The sequence below is a fragment of the Streptomyces sp. NPDC002306 genome (assembly GCF_053593435.1).
Window position 1 is genome coordinate 25,119 of record NZ_JBSFCK010000019.1, and the last position, 15,727, is coordinate 40,845.

Annotated in this window: 15 protein-coding genes; 4 read left to right on the forward strand and 11 right to left on the reverse strand. The window is 74.2% G+C overall.

The window, feature by feature from the left end:
• Nucleotides 1-35: 35 nt before the first annotated feature.
• Nucleotides 36-1,091: a LacI family DNA-binding transcriptional regulator gene (locus ACWCQK_RS28710; protein ID WP_451159782.1), complete on the reverse strand. Its 1,056-nt coding sequence runs from the start codon at nucleotides 1,089-1,091 to the stop codon at nucleotides 36-38.
• Between the two features lie 109 nt (nucleotides 1,092-1,200).
• Here ACWCQK_RS28710 and ACWCQK_RS28715 point away from each other — a divergent pair, with 109 nt between their 5' ends.
• The 3 genes from ACWCQK_RS28715 (at nucleotide 1,201) to ACWCQK_RS28725 (ending at nucleotide 6,166) form a co-directional block, all read left to right on the forward strand.
• Complete coding sequence (locus tag ACWCQK_RS28715) at nucleotides 1,201-3,510, forward strand: beta-xylosidase/alpha-l-arabinosidase (RefSeq protein WP_451159784.1); 2,310 nt, start codon at nucleotides 1,201-1,203, stop codon at nucleotides 3,508-3,510.
• 191 nt (nucleotides 3,511-3,701) lie between these two features.
• Nucleotides 3,702-5,165: a M48 family metallopeptidase gene (locus ACWCQK_RS28720; protein ID WP_451159786.1), complete on the forward strand. Its 1,464-nt coding sequence runs from the start codon at nucleotides 3,702-3,704 to the stop codon at nucleotides 5,163-5,165.
• Nucleotides 5,162-6,166: a hypothetical protein gene (locus tag ACWCQK_RS28725; protein ID WP_451159788.1), complete on the forward strand. Its 1,005-nt coding sequence runs from the start codon at nucleotides 5,162-5,164 to the stop codon at nucleotides 6,164-6,166. Before ACWCQK_RS28720 ends, ACWCQK_RS28725 begins: the two co-directional genes overlap by 4 nt.
• Nucleotides 6,167-6,183: 17 nt before the next feature.
• On the opposite strand, the gene ACWCQK_RS28730 is transcribed toward ACWCQK_RS28725, so the two are convergent.
• The 4 genes from ACWCQK_RS28730 to tsaB are packed head-to-tail and all read right to left on the reverse strand — an operon-like array spanning nucleotide 6,184 to nucleotide 8,711.
• Entirely contained in the window at nucleotides 6,184-6,441 is a 258-nt protein-coding gene (locus ACWCQK_RS28730; RefSeq protein ID WP_451159790.1) for a hypothetical protein, read from the reverse strand.
• Complete coding sequence (tsaD, locus tag ACWCQK_RS28735; protein WP_451159792.1) at nucleotides 6,438-7,535, reverse strand: tRNA (adenosine(37)-N6)-threonylcarbamoyltransferase complex transferase subunit TsaD; 1,098 nt, start codon at nucleotides 7,533-7,535, stop codon at nucleotides 6,438-6,440. The genes ACWCQK_RS28730 and tsaD overlap by 4 nt, the downstream gene beginning before the upstream one ends.
• On the reverse strand, nucleotides 7,528-8,058 hold the full coding sequence (gene rimI, locus ACWCQK_RS28740) for a ribosomal protein S18-alanine N-acetyltransferase (protein ID WP_451159794.1): 531 nt from the start codon (nucleotides 8,056-8,058) through the stop codon (nucleotides 7,528-7,530). The genes tsaD and rimI overlap by 8 nt, the downstream gene beginning before the upstream one ends.
• The gene (gene tsaB, locus ACWCQK_RS28745; RefSeq protein ID WP_451159795.1) at nucleotides 8,055-8,711 is read right to left on the reverse strand and encodes a tRNA (adenosine(37)-N6)-threonylcarbamoyltransferase complex dimerization subunit type 1 TsaB; all 657 of its coding nucleotides are present in this window, start codon (nucleotides 8,709-8,711) and stop codon (nucleotides 8,055-8,057) included. Before tsaB ends, rimI begins: the two co-directional genes overlap by 4 nt.
• A gap of 192 nt (nucleotides 8,712-8,903) precedes the next feature.
• Here tsaB and ACWCQK_RS28750 point away from each other — a divergent pair, with 192 nt between their 5' ends.
• Complete coding sequence (locus tag ACWCQK_RS28750) at nucleotides 8,904-9,458, forward strand: hypothetical protein (protein ID WP_451159797.1); 555 nt, start codon at nucleotides 8,904-8,906, stop codon at nucleotides 9,456-9,458.
• Between the two features lie 79 nt (nucleotides 9,459-9,537).
• Here ACWCQK_RS28750 and ACWCQK_RS28755 read toward each other — a convergent pair whose 3' ends face one another.
• From ACWCQK_RS28755 to ACWCQK_RS28780, 6 genes are all read right to left on the reverse strand, one after another.
• A complete protein-coding gene (locus tag ACWCQK_RS28755) occupies nucleotides 9,538-9,696 on the reverse strand; it encodes a hypothetical protein (protein ID WP_451159799.1) in 159 nt (52 codons plus the stop codon).
• Nucleotides 9,697-9,846: 150 nt separating this feature from the next.
• Nucleotides 9,847-10,359 (reverse strand): tRNA (adenosine(37)-N6)-threonylcarbamoyltransferase complex ATPase subunit type 1 TsaE, encoded by a 513-nt coding sequence (tsaE, locus tag ACWCQK_RS28760; RefSeq protein ID WP_451159801.1) that lies wholly within the window; start codon nucleotides 10,357-10,359, stop codon nucleotides 9,847-9,849.
• Nucleotides 10,325-11,572 (reverse strand): alpha/beta fold hydrolase, encoded by a 1,248-nt coding sequence (locus ACWCQK_RS28765; RefSeq protein WP_451159803.1) that lies wholly within the window; start codon nucleotides 11,570-11,572, stop codon nucleotides 10,325-10,327. The genes tsaE and ACWCQK_RS28765 overlap by 35 nt, the downstream gene beginning before the upstream one ends.
• Nucleotides 11,569-12,900: an alanine racemase gene (alr, locus tag ACWCQK_RS28770; protein ID WP_451159805.1), complete on the reverse strand. Its 1,332-nt coding sequence runs from the start codon at nucleotides 12,898-12,900 to the stop codon at nucleotides 11,569-11,571. Before alr ends, ACWCQK_RS28765 begins: the two co-directional genes overlap by 4 nt.
• Nucleotides 12,901-12,995: 95 nt before the next feature.
• On the reverse strand, nucleotides 12,996-13,913 hold the full coding sequence (locus ACWCQK_RS28775; protein ID WP_451159807.1) for a L,D-transpeptidase family protein: 918 nt from the start codon (nucleotides 13,911-13,913) through the stop codon (nucleotides 12,996-12,998).
• A gap of 236 nt (nucleotides 13,914-14,149) precedes the next feature.
• Nucleotides 14,150-15,586: an NAD(P)H-hydrate dehydratase gene (locus ACWCQK_RS28780; protein WP_451159809.1), complete on the reverse strand. Its 1,437-nt coding sequence runs from the start codon at nucleotides 15,584-15,586 to the stop codon at nucleotides 14,150-14,152.
• Between the last annotated feature and the right edge of the window lie 141 nt (nucleotides 15,587-15,727).

Below are 15,727 nucleotides of genomic sequence, written 5' to 3' on the forward strand. Positions count from 1 at the left end.
GAAGTGGGCGGGCCCCGGCCCCACCTGTCGACACGTCAGCTTCCCGCCACGGGCGCCCCGGTACTGGACCGCACCACCAGGCTGGTGGCCAGCTCCACCCGGGTCGCCGTCGGCGCTCCCTCCCCGCGCGCCAGTTCCAGCACCAGCCGGGCCGCCGTCTCCGCCATCTCCATGAGCGGCTGCCGGACCGTGGTCAGCGGCGGCCCCACCCAGCGCGCCACCGGCAGGTCGTCGAACCCCACCACGCTCAGGTCGTCCGGGATACGCAGACCCATCTCGCGGGCGGCCTCATAGAGTCCGAGCGCCTGGAGGTCGTTGCCGGCGAAGACGGCGGTGGGCCGGTCCGGCAGGCTCAGCAGTTCGCGGCCGAGGCGGTAGCCGGCCTCGTGATGGAAGTCCCCGGTCTTGATCAGTCCCCGGTCGACGGGCAGGCCGGCCGTCTCCAGAGCGGCCCGGTAGCCGTCCACCCGGGCGCGGCTGCACATCATGGTCGCCGGTCCGCTGATGGCGCCGACGCGCGTGTGCCCGAGGTCGACCAGGTGCCGGGTGGCGGCGAGTCCGCCCTGCCAGTTGGTGGCGCCGATCGACGGCACGTCGGCGCCCGGGTCACCGGCCGGGTCCATCACCACGAACGGGATGGACCTGCTGTTCAGCAGCGCGCGCTGGGACTCGTCCAGCCCGGACAGGACGAGGATCACGCCGTGCGGACGACGGGCGGCGACCTGGTCGGCCCAGGTCCGCCCCGGAGTGAGCCGCCCGGCGCTCTCGCTGAGCACCACGCTCAGCCCGGCGTCCCGGGCCACGTTCTCCACCCCGCGGATGACCTCCATCGCCCAGGCGCTCTCCAACTCGTGGAAGACCAGGTCGATCAGCGGCGAACGGCTGGCCTCGGCCCGGCGGCGGCGGTAGCCGTGGGCGCGCAGCAGTTCCTCCACGCGGAGCCGGGTGGCGGAGGCGACGTCCGCGCGGCCGTTGAGCACCTTCGAAACAGTCGGCGCCGACACGCCTGCCTCGCTGGCGATCTCGGCGAGGGTCGCGGTCCGGGCGGACCGCGCTGTCGTCTGGGATTCGGCGGGCTCCGGGGCTGTCATGGCGGCGATCGTATCCCTGCGCGACCTCTTGACGAACCCCCTGCCGCGCCATAGGTTCCCGGAACATTCGGATTTTCAGTCGAAACATTCGGACTACGAGTGGAGCTTCATGACCACCGCCCCCTGGCGTGACCCCGCTCTGCCCGCCGCCACCCGTGTCGACGACCTCCTCGCCCGGATGACCCTGGAGGAGAAGACCGCCCAGCTGTACGGCGTGTGGGTGGGCGCCGCCACGGACGGCGACGGAGTCGCCCCGCACCAGCACGACATGACCGCCGAGCGCCCCGACCGGGAATGGGACGAGCTGATCACCCTCGGCCTGGGCCAGCTCACCCGCTCCTTCGGCACGGCCCCCGTCGACCCCGACCTCGGCGCGCGCGCCCTGGCCCGCGCCCAGCGCCGGATCGTGGCGGCGGGCCGCTTCGGCATCCCGGCCGTCGCGCACGAGGAGTGCCTGGCCGGCTTCACGGCCTGGCGGGCCACCGCGTATCCGGTGCCGCTGGCCTGGGGCGCGAGCTTCGACCCGCCGCTCGTCGAGGAGATGGCCCGGCGCATCGGCCACGACCTGCGCTCGGTGGGCGTGCACCAGGGGCTGGCACCGGTCCTGGACGTGGTCCGCGATCCCCGCTGGGGCCGGGTCGAGGAGACCATCGGCGAGGACCCGTACCTGGTCGGCACGGTCGGCAGCGCCTACGTACGCGGCCTGGAGTCGGCCGGGATCATCGCCACGCTCAAGCACTTCGCCGGGTACGCGTCCTCGGCGGGCGCCCGCAATCTGGCCCCGGTGCGGGCCGGGGTCCGGGAGCTCGCCGACATCACGCTGCCGCCGTTCGAGATGGCGCTGCGCGAGGGCGGGGCGCGCTCGGTGATGGCGGCGTACAACGAGACGGACGGCGTACCGGCGTCGGCGGACCCGTGGCTGCTGACCGAACTCCTGCGGGAGGAATGGGGCTTCACCGGGACGGTGGTCGCCGACTACTTCGGCATCGGCTTCCTCCAGACCCTGCACCGGGTCGCCGGCTCGCCCGCCGAGGCGGCCCGCCTGGCCCTCACGGCCGGCATCGACGTCGAACTGCCGACGCTGAAGTGCTACGGGCCGGAGCTGGTCGCGGCGGTCCGCGCCGGTACGGTCGCCGCGGACCTGGTGGACCGGGCGGTCCGCCGCGTGCTGCTCCAGAAGTGCGGACTGGGCCTGCTGGACGAGGACTGGACCCCCGAACCGGCGGGCCCCGTCGACCTGGACCCGGCGGTGAACCGGGCCCTGGCCCGGCGCCTCGCCGAGGAGTCGGTGGTCCTGCTGGACAACCCCGACGGCATCCTGCCCCTGGCCCCCGGCACCCGTGTCGCGGTGGTCGGCCCCCGTGCGGCGGACGCGCTCGCGATGCTGGGCTGCTACTCGTTCCCCTCGCACGTGCTGACGCATCACCCCCAGGTACCGATGGGGATCGAGATCCCCACGGCCGTGGAGGCGCTGCGTGCCGAACTGCCGGACGCGAAGGTGACGTTCGCCGAGGGCTGCGGGGTCTCGGACCCGGACGACTCGGGCTTCGCGGAGGCGGTGGCGCGGGCGTCGGAGGCGGATGTGTGCGTGGCGTTCCTGGGCGACCGGGCCGGGCTGTTCGGCCGGGGCACCTCAGGCGAGGGCTGCGACGTGCCGGACCTGCGGCTCCCCGGGATCCAGGGCGACCTGCTGGACCGGCTGGTGGCGACGGGCGTCCCGGTGGTGCTGGTCCTGCTGACCGGCCGCCCGTACGCGCTGGGCCGCTGGCACGGGCGGCTGGGGGCGGTGGTCCAGGCGTTCTTCCCGGGCGAGGAGGGCGGCCCGGCGGTGGCGGGCGTCCTCTCGGGCCGGGTGAACCCGTCGGGCCGCCTGCCGGTGAGCGTGCCGCGCGAGCCGGGGGGCCAGCCGTGGACGTACCTCCAGCCGCCGCTGGGACTGGCGGGCGAGGTCAGCAGCCTGGACCCGACCCCGCTGTACGCCTTCGGGCACGGACGCTCGTACACGGCGTTCGCGTGGGAGGACTTCGCGGGCCCCGCGGCGGAGATCGGCACGGACGGCTCGTACGACGTCTCGGTGACCGTCCGCAACACGGGCGACCGGGCGGGCACGGAGGTCGTCCAGCTGTACCTGCACGACCCGGTGGCGTCGGTGACCCGCCCGGACGTCCGCCTGATCGGCTACCAGCGGGTGGAGCTGGCGCCGGGCGCGGCGCGGCGCGTGACGTTCCGCTTCCACGCGGACCTGTCCGCCTTCACCGACCGGCGGGGACAACGGGTGGTCGAACCCGGCGCCCTGGAACTGCGGTTGGGCGTCTCCAGCACGGAGATCCGGCGGACGGCCCGGCTGACCCTCACGGGTCCGGTACGGGTCCTGGGGCCGGACCGCCACCTGCGGTGCGAAGTCGGCGTAGACGCGTGAGCGGCCGGGCACGTCACCCCGTGCCCGGCGCTGTCCGCCGCGCACGGCGGCGCGGTGCGTGAGGGGCCGAAGCGGTGTCGGCGGTGGTGCCGGTCCCACGGTCGACGAGCGGGACGGCGACGGGATCCGGCCATCTCCGTGTGCCACAATCCGCCGACACTCGCGCCGCACGTGACAGGAACACCCGCTCCATGGACATACGACCGCAGCCCCTCCGTGAGTGGCTGCTCATCAGTGCGATGCTGGCCGTGGCCGGTCTGCCGACGGTCCTCCTCACACTCGGGGTGATCCTCGCGATCGTGCTGTGGGACGCCCCGTGGCCCCTCCTGACACTGATCCTGGGGCCGGTCGGGACGGTCATGTCCAGGCTGGTGGGTGCCGTCACCGGACGCGACGCGATTCCCGGGCGGCCCCTGCGTCCCAAGGACGAACCGGAACTGTGCGCGCTGGTGCGGGACGTGGCGGAGCGGGCGGGATTCCGGGAGCCGCTGCTCGTCCAGGTCGTCCCCGATGTGGACGCGTCGCTGGGCCGGGTGAGGGTGGCCGGTGTCCGCACCTACGTCCTGCTGCTCGGTCTGCCCCTGCTGCGTACCCTGACCGAGGCCGAGCTGGCGTCGGTGATCGCGCACGAGCTGGGGCACGAGCGGCACATCCGTGACCGGCGCACGAACCTGATCCAGCTGGCCCGCGGCGTCCTCACGGACCGCCTGGACCGCCGCTTCCGCCCGCTCGCGCCGCTGGCCGCGCCGCTCCTGCGGGCGACCCGGCCTCGGGTGTGGCGGGCGGAGACGGCGGCCGACGCCGACGCCGTCCGGATCGCCGGCACCGCGGCCACCGCCGAGGCACTGCGCCGCAGCGGACTGCTGCACGCGGCGTTCGAGGGGCTCGGCGGCACGTGGTGGCCCGCGTGCACCGACGAGGACACCTACCCCGAGGACTTCTACGACGCCCTCGACACCGCCCTGCGCGACCCGCTCGTGGCCCGGCACATGGCCCGCGTCGCCGCCGCGGACCAGGAGGAGGCCGCGCCCGACCCGTACGCCATGGAGGGCCACCCGCCGGTCGCCGCGCGGATCGCCGCACTGCCGGCCGATGTCGAGGCGTCCCCGCCCTACGGCGACGCGCCCGTCGTGCTGCGCACCGCCGAGTCCGTCGAGAGCTGGTGCGTGAACGAGGTGGCGGAGATGGAGGGCGGGTCGGCCGCCGACCGTCGTCCCGTACGCCTCCTCGATCTGCCCGCCGACCGGCTGCACGCCCTCGGCGACGACGAGGCCCGCACGCTGCTGCTGCACGCGACCGGCCAGGAGGCACCGGAGCGGGCGGTGGCCGCCGTCCTGGACTCCGTCACCGACGGCACCTGGCCGCGGCTGGCCCGCCGCCTCGAACCCGGGCTGCGGTGGATGCCGGCCTCGGTACGCCCGGTGGCCGCCCGGAGGGTGCTGACCTCCGTCCTGACCGCCGGGCTGGCATCGGCGCTGCGCGAGGCGGGCTGGGCCTATGCGGACCGCTGGCTGAACAGCGTCCTCACCGCGCCCGACGGCACGGTGGTCGTCGACCTGCACGAACTGGTCTTTGACGCCATGGCGGACGAGGACCCCGGTCCCGTACGGGCGCTGCTGGCGACCGCCGGAACCCGACAGGAGACGGCGGCGTGAGACACCCCGGCCCCGCCCTGCGCGTCGCGCTCCTCGGCATCGCGGTCACCGTCGTCGGCTACGCCCTCTTCGCCGCCTGGCTCGCCTGTCACGCCTACGCCTACGAGAACGCCCGCGACCGGGCCTCCGCGACGGCGACGGGGGTGGTCGTCGAGGACGGTATCGGCGACGACGCGGACATCCGGGTGCGCTGGACGGACGCGGCCGGTCACCCGCATGTACAGCGCTTCGGCGTGTACGACACCGATCGCTACGCCGAGGGCAGGCACTTCGCCGTCGCCTACGACCCCGCGCGGGCGGATCCGCGGGGCTTCCCGGCGGACCCCGACGAGACCTCGGCCGAGGACGACCTCGAAGTGCCCGTCGCGCTCGGCGCGATCGCCGTCGTACCGCTGATCGGGATCTGGGTCTGGCGCGGGGTGCGGTTCCGCTGGGCGTCACGGCGGCCGGGAGGCCCCATGACCGTGACGGTGCACTGCGGCAGGCGTAGAGGGAGCCTGTGGCGGACCGAGGAAACGACGTGGCTGGCGCTGACGCCGGCGGACCGGTCGGACCACGGGGACCACGCGGAGCTGTCCAAGCTGCCCAAGCGCTGGCAGCGGGTCATGTGGCACCCGGCGCTCGCCGAACTCCCCGACGGGCCGGTGCCGGTGACCGTGCACGCGCGCGGGAAGCGGCCCGCCGTGGTGCGACTGCCCGACGGCACCCGACTGGTGCCGCTGGGACGGCTGCGCCAAAAGCCGCCGTCGGCGTTCGACATCGGCGACCACGCCGTGCGGGCCGACCTGCGGGACACCTTCGTCATCCCGGCCGGCGCCGAATTGCGCCCCGCCCGTCCCTGGTGGCGGGAGGGCGCCGTCTTCGCGGGCCTGGGTGCCGTGTTCGGCGTCGTCCTGGGCTTCGCGGTCGGCGGCGGAACTCTGGTCGCGGTGGTGGGGTTCCTCCTGTGCCTGCCGCCCCTGTTCTTCTCGTCCTGGGCCCTCTCCGCGCCGCAGCCCTGAGCGGACACCCGGCGCGGTCAGTCCTCCGCGACCTGCTCGAACCGCCACCGATGCACGGCCCGGGTCACCAACCCGTCCGCCGGCTCGGGAAGTTCGGGCAACTCGGCGTCGTGGGCCGCGTCCCACCAGGTGATGACGAGGACCCGGTCCTGTGGGGCCCGGAAGGTCTCCCGGCGCAGTGGCGGGGGCGTCAGCGACTGGGCGCGGGCCCAGGTCAGCAGGTCCTCCCCGCGCCCGGTGACCGCCCGCGCCTCCCACATCAACGCGACGGTCATGAGTAGAGGTTGTCCTTGCTGACCTCGTGAACGTGGTCGTGGCCGTGGTGGCGGCCCGGCACATGGGGGTCCGTCACCGGCAGCGAGGAGTCCGCCGAGAGGTCCCAGTCGGAGGCCGGCCGGTTGCGGGCGACCATCTCCGCGCCGAGCGCGGCCACCATCGCCCCGTTGTCGGTGCACAGCTTGGGGCGCGGTACCCGCAGCCGGATGCCGGCCGCCTCGCAGCGCTCCTGGGCCAGCACCCGCAGCCGGGAGTTGGCGGCGACGCCGCCGCCGATCATCAGGTGGTCGACGCCCTCGTCCTTGCAGGCCCGTACGGCCTTGCGGGTCAGGACGTCCACGACCGCCTCCTGGAAGGAGGCCGCCACGTCACGGACCGGCACGTCCTCCCCCGCCGCCCGCTTGGCCTCGATCCAGCGGGCCACGGCGGTCTTCAGCCCGGAGAAGGAGAAGTCGTAGGCCGGGTCGCGCGGCCCGGTCAGGCCCCGCGGGAAGGCGATGGCGCGCGGGTCGCCCTCCTTGGCGTAGCGGTCGATGACCGGGCCGCCGGGGAAGCCGAGGTTCAGCACCCGGGCGATCTTGTCGAAGGCCTCGCCCGCCGCGTCGTCGATGGTCGCGCCCATGGGGCGGACGTCCGAGGTGATGTCCGAGGACAGCAGCAGCGACGAGTGGCCGCCGGAGACCAGCAGGGCCATCGTCGGCTCGGGCAGCGCGCCGTGTTCCAGCTGGTCGACGCAGATGTGCGAGGCGAGGTGGTTGACGCCGTAGAGCGGCTTGCCGAGCGCGTACGCGTACGCCTTGGCCGCCGAGACGCCGACCAGCAGGGCGCCCGCGAGGCCGGGACCCGCGGTGACGGCGATGCCGTCCAGGTCGCTCGCGGCGACGCCCGCCTCCTTCAGCGCCCGGTCGATGGTGGGGACCATCGCCTCCAGGTGCGCACGGGACGCGACTTCCGGTACGACCCCGCCGAACCGGGCGTGCTCGTCGACGCTGGAGGCGATGGCGTCCGCGAGCAGGGTGGTGCCGCGCACGATGCCGACGCCGGTCTCGTCGCAGGAGGTCTCGATCCCCAGGACCAGCGGTTCGTCAGTCATTGATCTCGGTTCCTTGTTCGGGGGTGGAACCCGCGGCGGAGCCGCTGTGGGATTCCGTGGTCAGCCGCATCACCAGGGCGTCGACGTTGCCGGGCTGGTAGTAGCCGCGTCTGAAACCGATGGGCTCGAAGCCGAAGCGCTCGTAGAGCTTCTGGGCGCTGACGTTGTCGACCCGGCATTCGAGCATGACCTCGGCGCACTCGAAGGTGGTCGCGGCCCGCAGCAGGTCGGTCAGCAGCCGTCCGCCCAGGCCGGTGCCCTGGTGGTCGCGGGCGACGGCGATGGTCTGGACATCCGCCAGGTCACCGGAGGCCGCCAGGCCCGCGTAGCCGACGAGGCGGTCACCGGCCTCGGCCACGACGTACCGCCGGGTCGCCTCGGGGCCTCGCGAATGGGCGAGCTCGGACCAGAACATGCCCCGCGACCAGGCGTCCTCGGGGAAGAGGTCCTTCTCCAGTTCCAGCACGGTGTCGATGTCCCACCAGCGCATCTCGCGCAGGCGCGGGGTCAGGGGTCCGGTCACTTGGGGGTGACCACCTTGTAGTTCTTGGGCACCTGCGCGTCGGGACGGCGCAGGTACAGCGGCCGGGGCGGCTCCAGTTCCTCGCCCGCGGCCAGTTTCCCGGCGGCCAGGGCGGCGAGCGCGGCGGCGGACACATGCTCGGGCTCGTGGGCGACCGGGAAGGTCTCGGGGTAGAGCAGCGCGCCCGCGCCGACCGCCGGCAACCCGGCCACCCGGTCGGCGATGTCGGCGGGCCGGTCCACGGCGGGACCGGTCAGCCGGGTGCGGGAGTCGGCGTACGTCGCCCAGTAGACCTCCTTGCGCCGGGCGTCGGTCGCCACGACGAAGGGGCCCTGGTCGATGTCGGCCGCGTACGCCAGGCCGTCCAGCGTGCACAGGCCGTGGACCGGCACGCCGAGCGCGAGCCCGAAGGTGTCGGCGGTCATCAGGCCGACCCGCAGCCCGGTGTACGGACCGGGTCCGGTGCCGACGACGACCGCGGTGACGGCGTCCAGCTTCAGCCCGGCCTCGGCGAGCACACGGTCGACGGCCGGCAGCAGCAGCTCGCCGTGCCGGCGGGCGTCCACCTGACTGGAGGAGGCGATGACGTCCGTGCCGTCGTGGAGGGCGACGGTGACGGCGGGGGTGGCGGTATCCAGAGCGAGCAAGAGCACGCAAACAGCCTACGGCTCCGCGAGGCGTGTCGGAGGCGCTGTGCTCAGCCCGGGTGGGGGCGGGACCTGCCGCGGGGCGTCCGACACGGCCCCGGGCCCCGCGCCCGGACGCCTCGGTCGGGCGGAGCCCGCTGCTAACGTCGCGAGGAGTCACGGCGTACGACGCTCGGTAAAGATGCAGAGGTGGCAGCGGTGGCAAGCAGCAGCGCGGGATTCGTGGCCGGGCTCACCGCGGTGGCCGTGGTGACGGTCGGCTTCCTCACCTACCAGGCCGCGGCGACCGTCCCGGCGGGGTTCAGCGGCGACGCCCGTGCGAGCGCGTCCCCCACGGCGGCCGCGAAGGCGCCCCGGGACAAGAAGAACCCCACCGCCCTGCCGGGGGGCTCCGGTACGGGTGAACGGGTCGTGTACTCGGTGGACGACGACCGGGTGTGGCTGGTGGCCCCGACCGGACGGGTCGAGCGCACCTTCGTGGTCACGCCGGGCAGCGTCGATCCGCTCCCGGGTTCCTACGTCGTCACCTCCCGCTCGAAGGCGGTCACCGGCACCGACGGCACCCCCATCGAGCACGTCGTGCGTTTCACCAGCGTGGGCGAGGTGGTCATCGGCTTCAGCGCGGCCGTGGACAACGCGCCGCCGCCGATCGAGACGACGGTGAAGACGGGCGGTATCCGGGAGTCCCGCAAGGACGGCGACGCGATGTGGGTGTTCGCGACGATCGGCCAGCGCATCGTCGTCATCCGTTAGCCCGCCGCTCAGCCCGCCACGGTCCGGCGGGGAGCCACCGCGACCGTCGCCGCCCGCCCGGTCCGCCGGGAGCCGCCGGCTACGCCGCCTCGCGGTGGTCGTCCGCCGGCGCGACGGTCTCGGGCGCCCGCGGTGGAGTGGAGATCACGTCCGCCGCCACGCACGACGCCAGCAGCTCGCGCATGAACAGCCCCGGCTGCGCGGGCTGCGCCTGGGGTTCCGAAGCGGGCGCGGGCATGGACGCCTCCACAGGGCCGGGGGCGGACGTGGTTAGGTAGACCTAACTACGAACTGGATACCATGTGACCACGCCCGGAGCGCCTGACGCAATATCTTGCCGACGCCTTGTCGGAACCTTCATACGGTCGTCCCGGGCCGCGGGACGCGCTCAGGCCGAGAGCACACTCAGATCGACCGCCGTCCAGCGCTCCCCCAGCCCGGTCACCGTCACGTGCCGCACCTCGTCGGTGGTGTCCCCCACGGCCCGGTGGATCCGCACCTGGAGCCGCTCGTCTGTCAGCTCCTCGACCTTGCCCTCGCCCCACTCCACGACGATCACCGACTCGGGCAGCGAGACGTCGAGGTCGAGGTCCTCCATCTCGTCCAGACCGCCGCCCAGCCGGTAGGCGTCGACATGCACGAGCGGCGGCCCGTCCCCGAGCGAGGGATGCACCCGGGCGATCACGAAGGTCGGGGACGTGACGGCGCCGCGCACGCCGAGGCCCTCACCGAGTCCGCGGGAGAGCGTGGTCTTGCCCGCGCCGAGCTCCCCGCTGAGCATCACCAGGTCGCCCGCGCGCAGCAGCTTGGCCAGCCGCCGGCCGAGTTCCCGCATCTGGTCGGGCGAGGTGACGGTCAGTTCGAGGTCAGCCGGGTTGCGCGGTGCTGCTGGTGCTTCCATAGCCACCCACGGTAGCGCCTGCGGGCACGGCGCCCGCGCGGGTCAGCAGGTCGGCGAGACGGTCGGTGACCGCTTCGGGGTGCTCCAGCATCACCAGGTGCCCGGCGTCCGGAACCAGGACGAGTTCGGCGTCGGGCAGCAGGTCGGCGATGGCCTCGCTGTGCTCGCTCGGGGTGACCAGGTCGCGGACCCCGGCCAGCACGAGCACCGGCATGTCCTGGAACAGGGCGAGCGCCCCGGTCTTGTCGTGGTCGGTGAACGCCGGATAGAACTCGGCGACCACGTCGATCGGCGTGCTCTCGATCATCCGCTCGGCGAACCGCTCGACAGCGGGATCCACGTCCCGGGACGCGAACGAGTACCGCTTGATGATCCCGGCGAACAGCTCCGCCGTCGCCCTGCGCCCCCTCTCCACCAGTTCCGCCTGCTGCCCCAGCGCCTTCAGCACACCGGGGAGCACCCGCCGCACCGCGTTGACGCCGGCGACGGGCAGCCCGAAGTTGACCTCGCCGAGCCGCCCGGACGAGCTGCCGACGAAGGCCGCGGCGACGACCCGGTCCCGGATCAGCTCCGGATACTGGGCCGCCAGCGCCATCACCGTCATCCCGCCCATGGAGTGGCCGACCAGCACGATCGGCCCGTCCGGCACGGCCGCGTCCATGACGGCCTTCAGGTCCTGCCCGAGCTGGTCGATGGTGACCGGCGCACCGTTCTGGATCTGCGCCGCCCCGCGCCCGGACCGGCCGTGGCTGCGCTGGTCCCAGTGCACGGTCCGTACGACACCGCGCAGCGCCGCCCGCTGGAAGTGCCAGGAGTCCTGGTTGAGGCAGTAGCCGTGGCTGAAGACGACGGTGACCGGGAGGGGGGCCTTGCGGCCGAAGAGCCGGCGCCTGCGGGGTGCCGGACCTCCCTCGGGCTCGACGTCGTCGACCTCGTAGTACAACTCGGTGCCGTCGTCGGCGTACGCCTTGCCGGGGGTGCCGCGCAGCGCGCCGTACGGCCCGGTCGAGTCCAGCGCGAGCCGGGCACGCCTGCGCATCCCGCGTCCGACCGTCATCCGCTCGACGGCGACACCGGCCGCCGCGCCCGCGGCCAGCACACCTATCGCGGCTCCCGCGAGACCGGTCGTCCTGCGCCAGCCGCCGGACGCCGCCGCCGCGGAGGCGACGGCCGCTGTGGCGCTCGCGACGGCCTCCGCACTGCTCTCGCTCACGTACCGCTCCTCTTCGCCGTACCGGCCGGGCCAGCCGTGGGGGCGGTGGCGGCCGCACTGGACGTCGTAGTCGTCGTGCTCGTCGTGTTCTTCGTACTCGTCGGGTTCTTCGTCGTGCTGGTCGTACCGGTCGTGCTCGTAGTACCGCTTTCCGGTTTCTCGTTCACATAGACGCGAGGAACACGCGTTCCGATGCGCGTGACGATTTCGTACGCGATGGTGCCGGCGGCCTGCGCCCAGTCCTCGGCGGTCGGCTCGCCGTGGTCGCCCGGGCCGAAGAGCACGGCGAGGGAACCCTCCGCGGGCTCGTCCCCGCCGAGGTCGACGACGAACTGGTCCATCGCGATCCGTCCCGCGACCGTGCGCCACTTGCCGTCGACCAGGACCGGTCCGCTGCCGGAGGCGTGCCGCGGGATGCCGTCCGCGTAGCCGACGGGCACCAGGCCGAGGGTGGTCTCGCCGGGGGTGACGTAGTGGTGGCCGTAGCTCACGCCGTGGCCTGCCGGGACCCGCTTCACCAGGGCCACGGACGCCGACAGCGTCATCACCGGGCGCAGCCCGAATTCGGCGGGCGTGCCGAGCTCCGGGCTGGGCGAGACGCCGTAGACGGCGATCCCGGTGCGGACCAGGTCGAAGTGGCTCTCGGGAAGGGTGAGCGTGGCGGGCGAGTTGGCGATGTGCCGCACCTCGGGGCACACGCCCCGCGCCTCGGCGTACGCCACCATCTCCCGGAAGAGGGTGAGCTGGGCGGCGATGGAGGGATGCCCGGGTTCGTCGGCGCAGGCGAAGTGCGACCAGAGTCCGGTGATCCGCACCGTCCCCTCCGCCTCGGCGGCCAGGGCCGCGCCGACCAGTTCGGCCCAGTCGTCGCCGGGCTGGCAGCCGCCCCGCCCGAGCCCCGTGTCGGCCTTGAGCTGGACGCGCGCGGGCACCCCGGCCGCCCGCGCCGCCTCCGTGACCTCACGCAGCGCCCACATCCCGCTGAGGGACACGTCGACGTCGGCCTCGATCGCCGCCCGCCAGGGCCCGCCGGGCGTCCACAGCCAGCACATGATCCGTCCCGGCAGCCCGGCGGCACGCAGCGCCAGCGCCTCCTCGGGCGTGGCCGTACCGAGCCAGGTCGCGCCCGCCTCGACGGCCGCGCGGGCGCATTCCACCGCTCCGTGGCCGTACGCGTCGGACTTCACGACGGCCATGAGGGCCGCGCCCGGCGCGAGGGCGCGCAGGGTCCTCACATTGGCCCGCAGGGCGGCCAGGTCGATCTCGGCACGGGCACGCAGGGGTGCGGTCGGCGAAGGCGCGGTCGGCGAAGGTGCTGTCTCATTCATGGCGCCCCCAGTGTCTCAGAGGGGGATGACAGCCCCCCGGCACCGGGCCGAGGTCCAGGTCGGGGTCCGGGGCGGGGTCAGAGGCCGTCCGCGGGTCAGGGCCCCGGCCTGTGCCCCCACACGTACACGCGGTCGTTCTTCTTCAGCACGCCCCACAGCTTGCGCGCGTCGCCCAGCGTCAGGTTCACGCAGCCCCAGGAGCCGACGGTCGTGTAGATGCTGCCGTACACGGCGTGGAAGGCCTGTCCGCCGCTGAAGAACTGGGAGTACGGCATGGCGGTGTGGTAGATCGTCGACACGTGGTTCTTGTGCCGCCAGTAGATCGTGTGCCATCCGGTCCGCGTGCGGTAGCCGGTCCGTCCGCTGCGCATGGACACGGGCCCGAACACCACCTTCTTGCCCTTCTGCACCCACGTCACCTGCCGGTCGAGGTCGACACAGGCCACGCGGTACGTCCGCACCGGACACTTCCCGGCCGCGTCCAGGTTCTTCCTCGCGGACTTCAGCATCATCCGGGCCCAGGTCGCGGGCCCGGCGAACCCGGTGGCGGGCTTGATCCCCTCCTTCAGCTGGAACGCCCGCACGGCCCGGCAGTCGGCCGCCGACTGCTTCCCGTCCACCTTCCGCTTCAGCCACCGCTCGACCTGGCGCTGGTACGGCCCGGCCTGCCCGCTGCACGGCACGCGCGCGACCGCTTCGGCCATCGGCACGTACTCGACGAGTTCGTACGTCCCCCGGACGGCGTCCCGCGGCTCGACGGCGTCCTCGCCGCCGTCGGGCAGGTACGTCCTCGGCGTGAGCGTCTGGTCGGGCGTGTCGATCCGCCACGGCTGATACGGCCCCGGTGGCACCCCCGGTACGAGCTCGGCCTCGGGCAGGGGCGCGGGCGCGGCCGGCGCGGACACGGCGTGGGCGACGGCACCGACGCCGCCGACGCCACTGACTCCGCCGACGGGCAGGACGGTGAGGGCGGTGAGCAGGACGGCGGCACTTCGCATTCGTACGCTGATCATGCGATCAGCGAATCGCGAGGAGAGGGCGGGACAGGGGCTGACGCGCGGCGAGGTCACCCGTCCAGCCCGTCCGAGGGCCACCCGGCGCCGGCCCGTCCCGCGTTCGAGGACGAGAACGAGGACGAGGACGTCCAAGCCGAAGCGCGGGTCCGGGGGCGGCGGCCCCGAGAGACGGCGGCCCCCGGGAAGGGAAGGGAAAGAGGCGGCGGGGGCGAGAAGACGAGAGCCCGGGGCCCTCAGTCCCGCACGTCCCGCCACGCCCCCGGAATCGCCTCGGCGACATCATGCGCCCCCACCGGCGCCCCGTCCGACGCGAACCTCCCCGCCAGCCCGTGGAGATACGCGGCCACACTCCCCGCGTCCACCGCGCTCAGCCCCGCCGCGAGCAACGACCCGCCCAGCCCCGACAGCACATCCCCGCTCCCGGCCGTGGCCAGCCAGGGCGTCCCGGTCGGGTTCACCCGTACGGGCCCGCCTCCGGGGCCGGCGACCAGCGTCGTCGACCCCTTCAGCAGCACGGCCGCCCCGTACCGCCGCGCCAGCTCCCGGACCGACTCCAGCCGGGCCCCCTCGACCTCCTCCCGCGCCACCCCGAGCAGCGCCGCCGCCTCCCCCGCGTGCGGCGTCATCAGCGTCGGCGCCGTACGCGCCCGCACCGCCCCGGCGTCCGCGAGCCGCAGTCCGTCCGCGTCGAGCAGCACCGGCACGTCCGCCGCCAGCACCTCCGCCACGTCGGCGGCGTCGTCCCCGGCCCCCGGCCCGACGACCCACGCCTGCACGCGCCCGGCGTGCTTCGGCCCGCCGTCCGACACGAGGGTCTCCGGGAACCGGGCGATGACGGAGTCCCAGGCGGGCCCGACGTACCGCACGGCCCCGGCCCCGCCCCGCAGCGCCCCCGCCACGGCCAGGACGGCGGCCCCCGGATAGCGCGCCGACCCGGCGGAGATGCCGACGACACCGCGCCGGTACTTGTCGCTCTCCGCGCCCGGCACCGGCAACAACGCGGCCACGTCCGCGTGCTGCAACGCCTCCAGCTCCGCCTCGGCAGGCAGTTCGGGTCCGAGCCCGATGTCCACGAGCCGCACCGACCCGGCGTACTCCCGCGCCGGATCGATCAGCAGTCCCGGCTTGTGCGTCCCGAAGGTCACGGTCAGATCGGCCCGTACGGCGGCGCCCTTCACCTCGCCGGTGTCCGCCTCCACCCCGCTCGGCAGGTCGACGGCGACCACGGCCGCCCGGGAGTCGGCGACGAGCGCGGCCAGCGCCGCCGCGTCCGGGCGCAGCCCGCCCCGGCCGCCGATCCCGACGATGCCGTCGAGGACGAGGTCGGCCCGCAGGACCGGCCCCTCGGCGGCGTCCGGGGCGACCGTCACGCCCCCGGCCCGGCGCAGCGCCGTGAGCCCGCCCGCGTGCGTGCGGTCGGGCGCCAGCAGCACCGCCGTGACACCCGCGCCGCGCCGGGCCAGCCGGGCCCCGGCGTACAGGGCGTCGCCGCCGTTGTCGCCGCTGCCGACCAGCAGCACGATCCGGCTGCCGTAGACCCGCCCGAGCAAGTCCGCGCAGGCCGCAACGAGTCCGGCGACGGCGCGCTGCATGAGCGCACCCTCCGCGAGCCGCGCCATCAGCTCCCGCTCGGCAGCCCTTACCGTCTCCACGCTGTACGCAGTACGCATGGGACCGAGTCTTCCCTACCGCACCCGCACCACGCAGGTTCTGACCCTCCTCACGCGCACCGCACGCACCACGCGCACCAGCCGGGCCCGCAGGCACGCGCACACCCGTGGGCCACCTGGGCCCATGGGCACGTCGACCTC

Coding starts and splice junctions, on each gene's coding strand:
- ACWCQK_RS28710 (WP_451159782.1), bottom strand. CDS start 1,091: ATGACAGCCCCGGAGCCCGCCGAATCCCAGACGACAGCGCGGTCCGCC.
- ACWCQK_RS28715 (WP_451159784.1), top strand. CDS start 1,201: ATGACCACCGCCCCCTGGCGTGACCCCGCTCTGCCCGCCGCCACCCGT.
- ACWCQK_RS28720 (WP_451159786.1), top strand. CDS start 3,702: ATGGACATACGACCGCAGCCCCTCCGTGAGTGGCTGCTCATCAGTGCG.
- ACWCQK_RS28730 (WP_451159790.1), bottom strand. CDS start 6,441: ATGACCGTCGCGTTGATGTGGGAGGCGCGGGCGGTCACCGGGCGCGGG.
- tsaD (WP_451159792.1), bottom strand. CDS start 7,535: ATGACTGACGAACCGCTGGTCCTGGGGATCGAGACCTCCTGCGACGAG.
- ACWCQK_RS28755 (WP_451159799.1), bottom strand. CDS start 9,696: ATGCCCGCGCCCGCTTCGGAACCCCAGGCGCAGCCCGCGCAGCCGGGG.
- tsaE (WP_451159801.1), bottom strand. CDS start 10,359: ATGGAAGCACCAGCAGCACCGCGCAACCCGGCTGACCTCGAACTGACC.
- alr (WP_451159805.1), bottom strand. CDS start 12,900: ATGAATGAGACAGCACCTTCGCCGACCGCGCCTTCGCCGACCGCACCC.
- ACWCQK_RS28775 (WP_451159807.1), bottom strand. CDS start 13,913: ATGATCAGCGTACGAATGCGAAGTGCCGCCGTCCTGCTCACCGCCCTC.
- ACWCQK_RS28780 (WP_451159809.1), bottom strand. CDS start 15,586: ATGCGTACTGCGTACAGCGTGGAGACGGTAAGGGCTGCCGAGCGGGAG.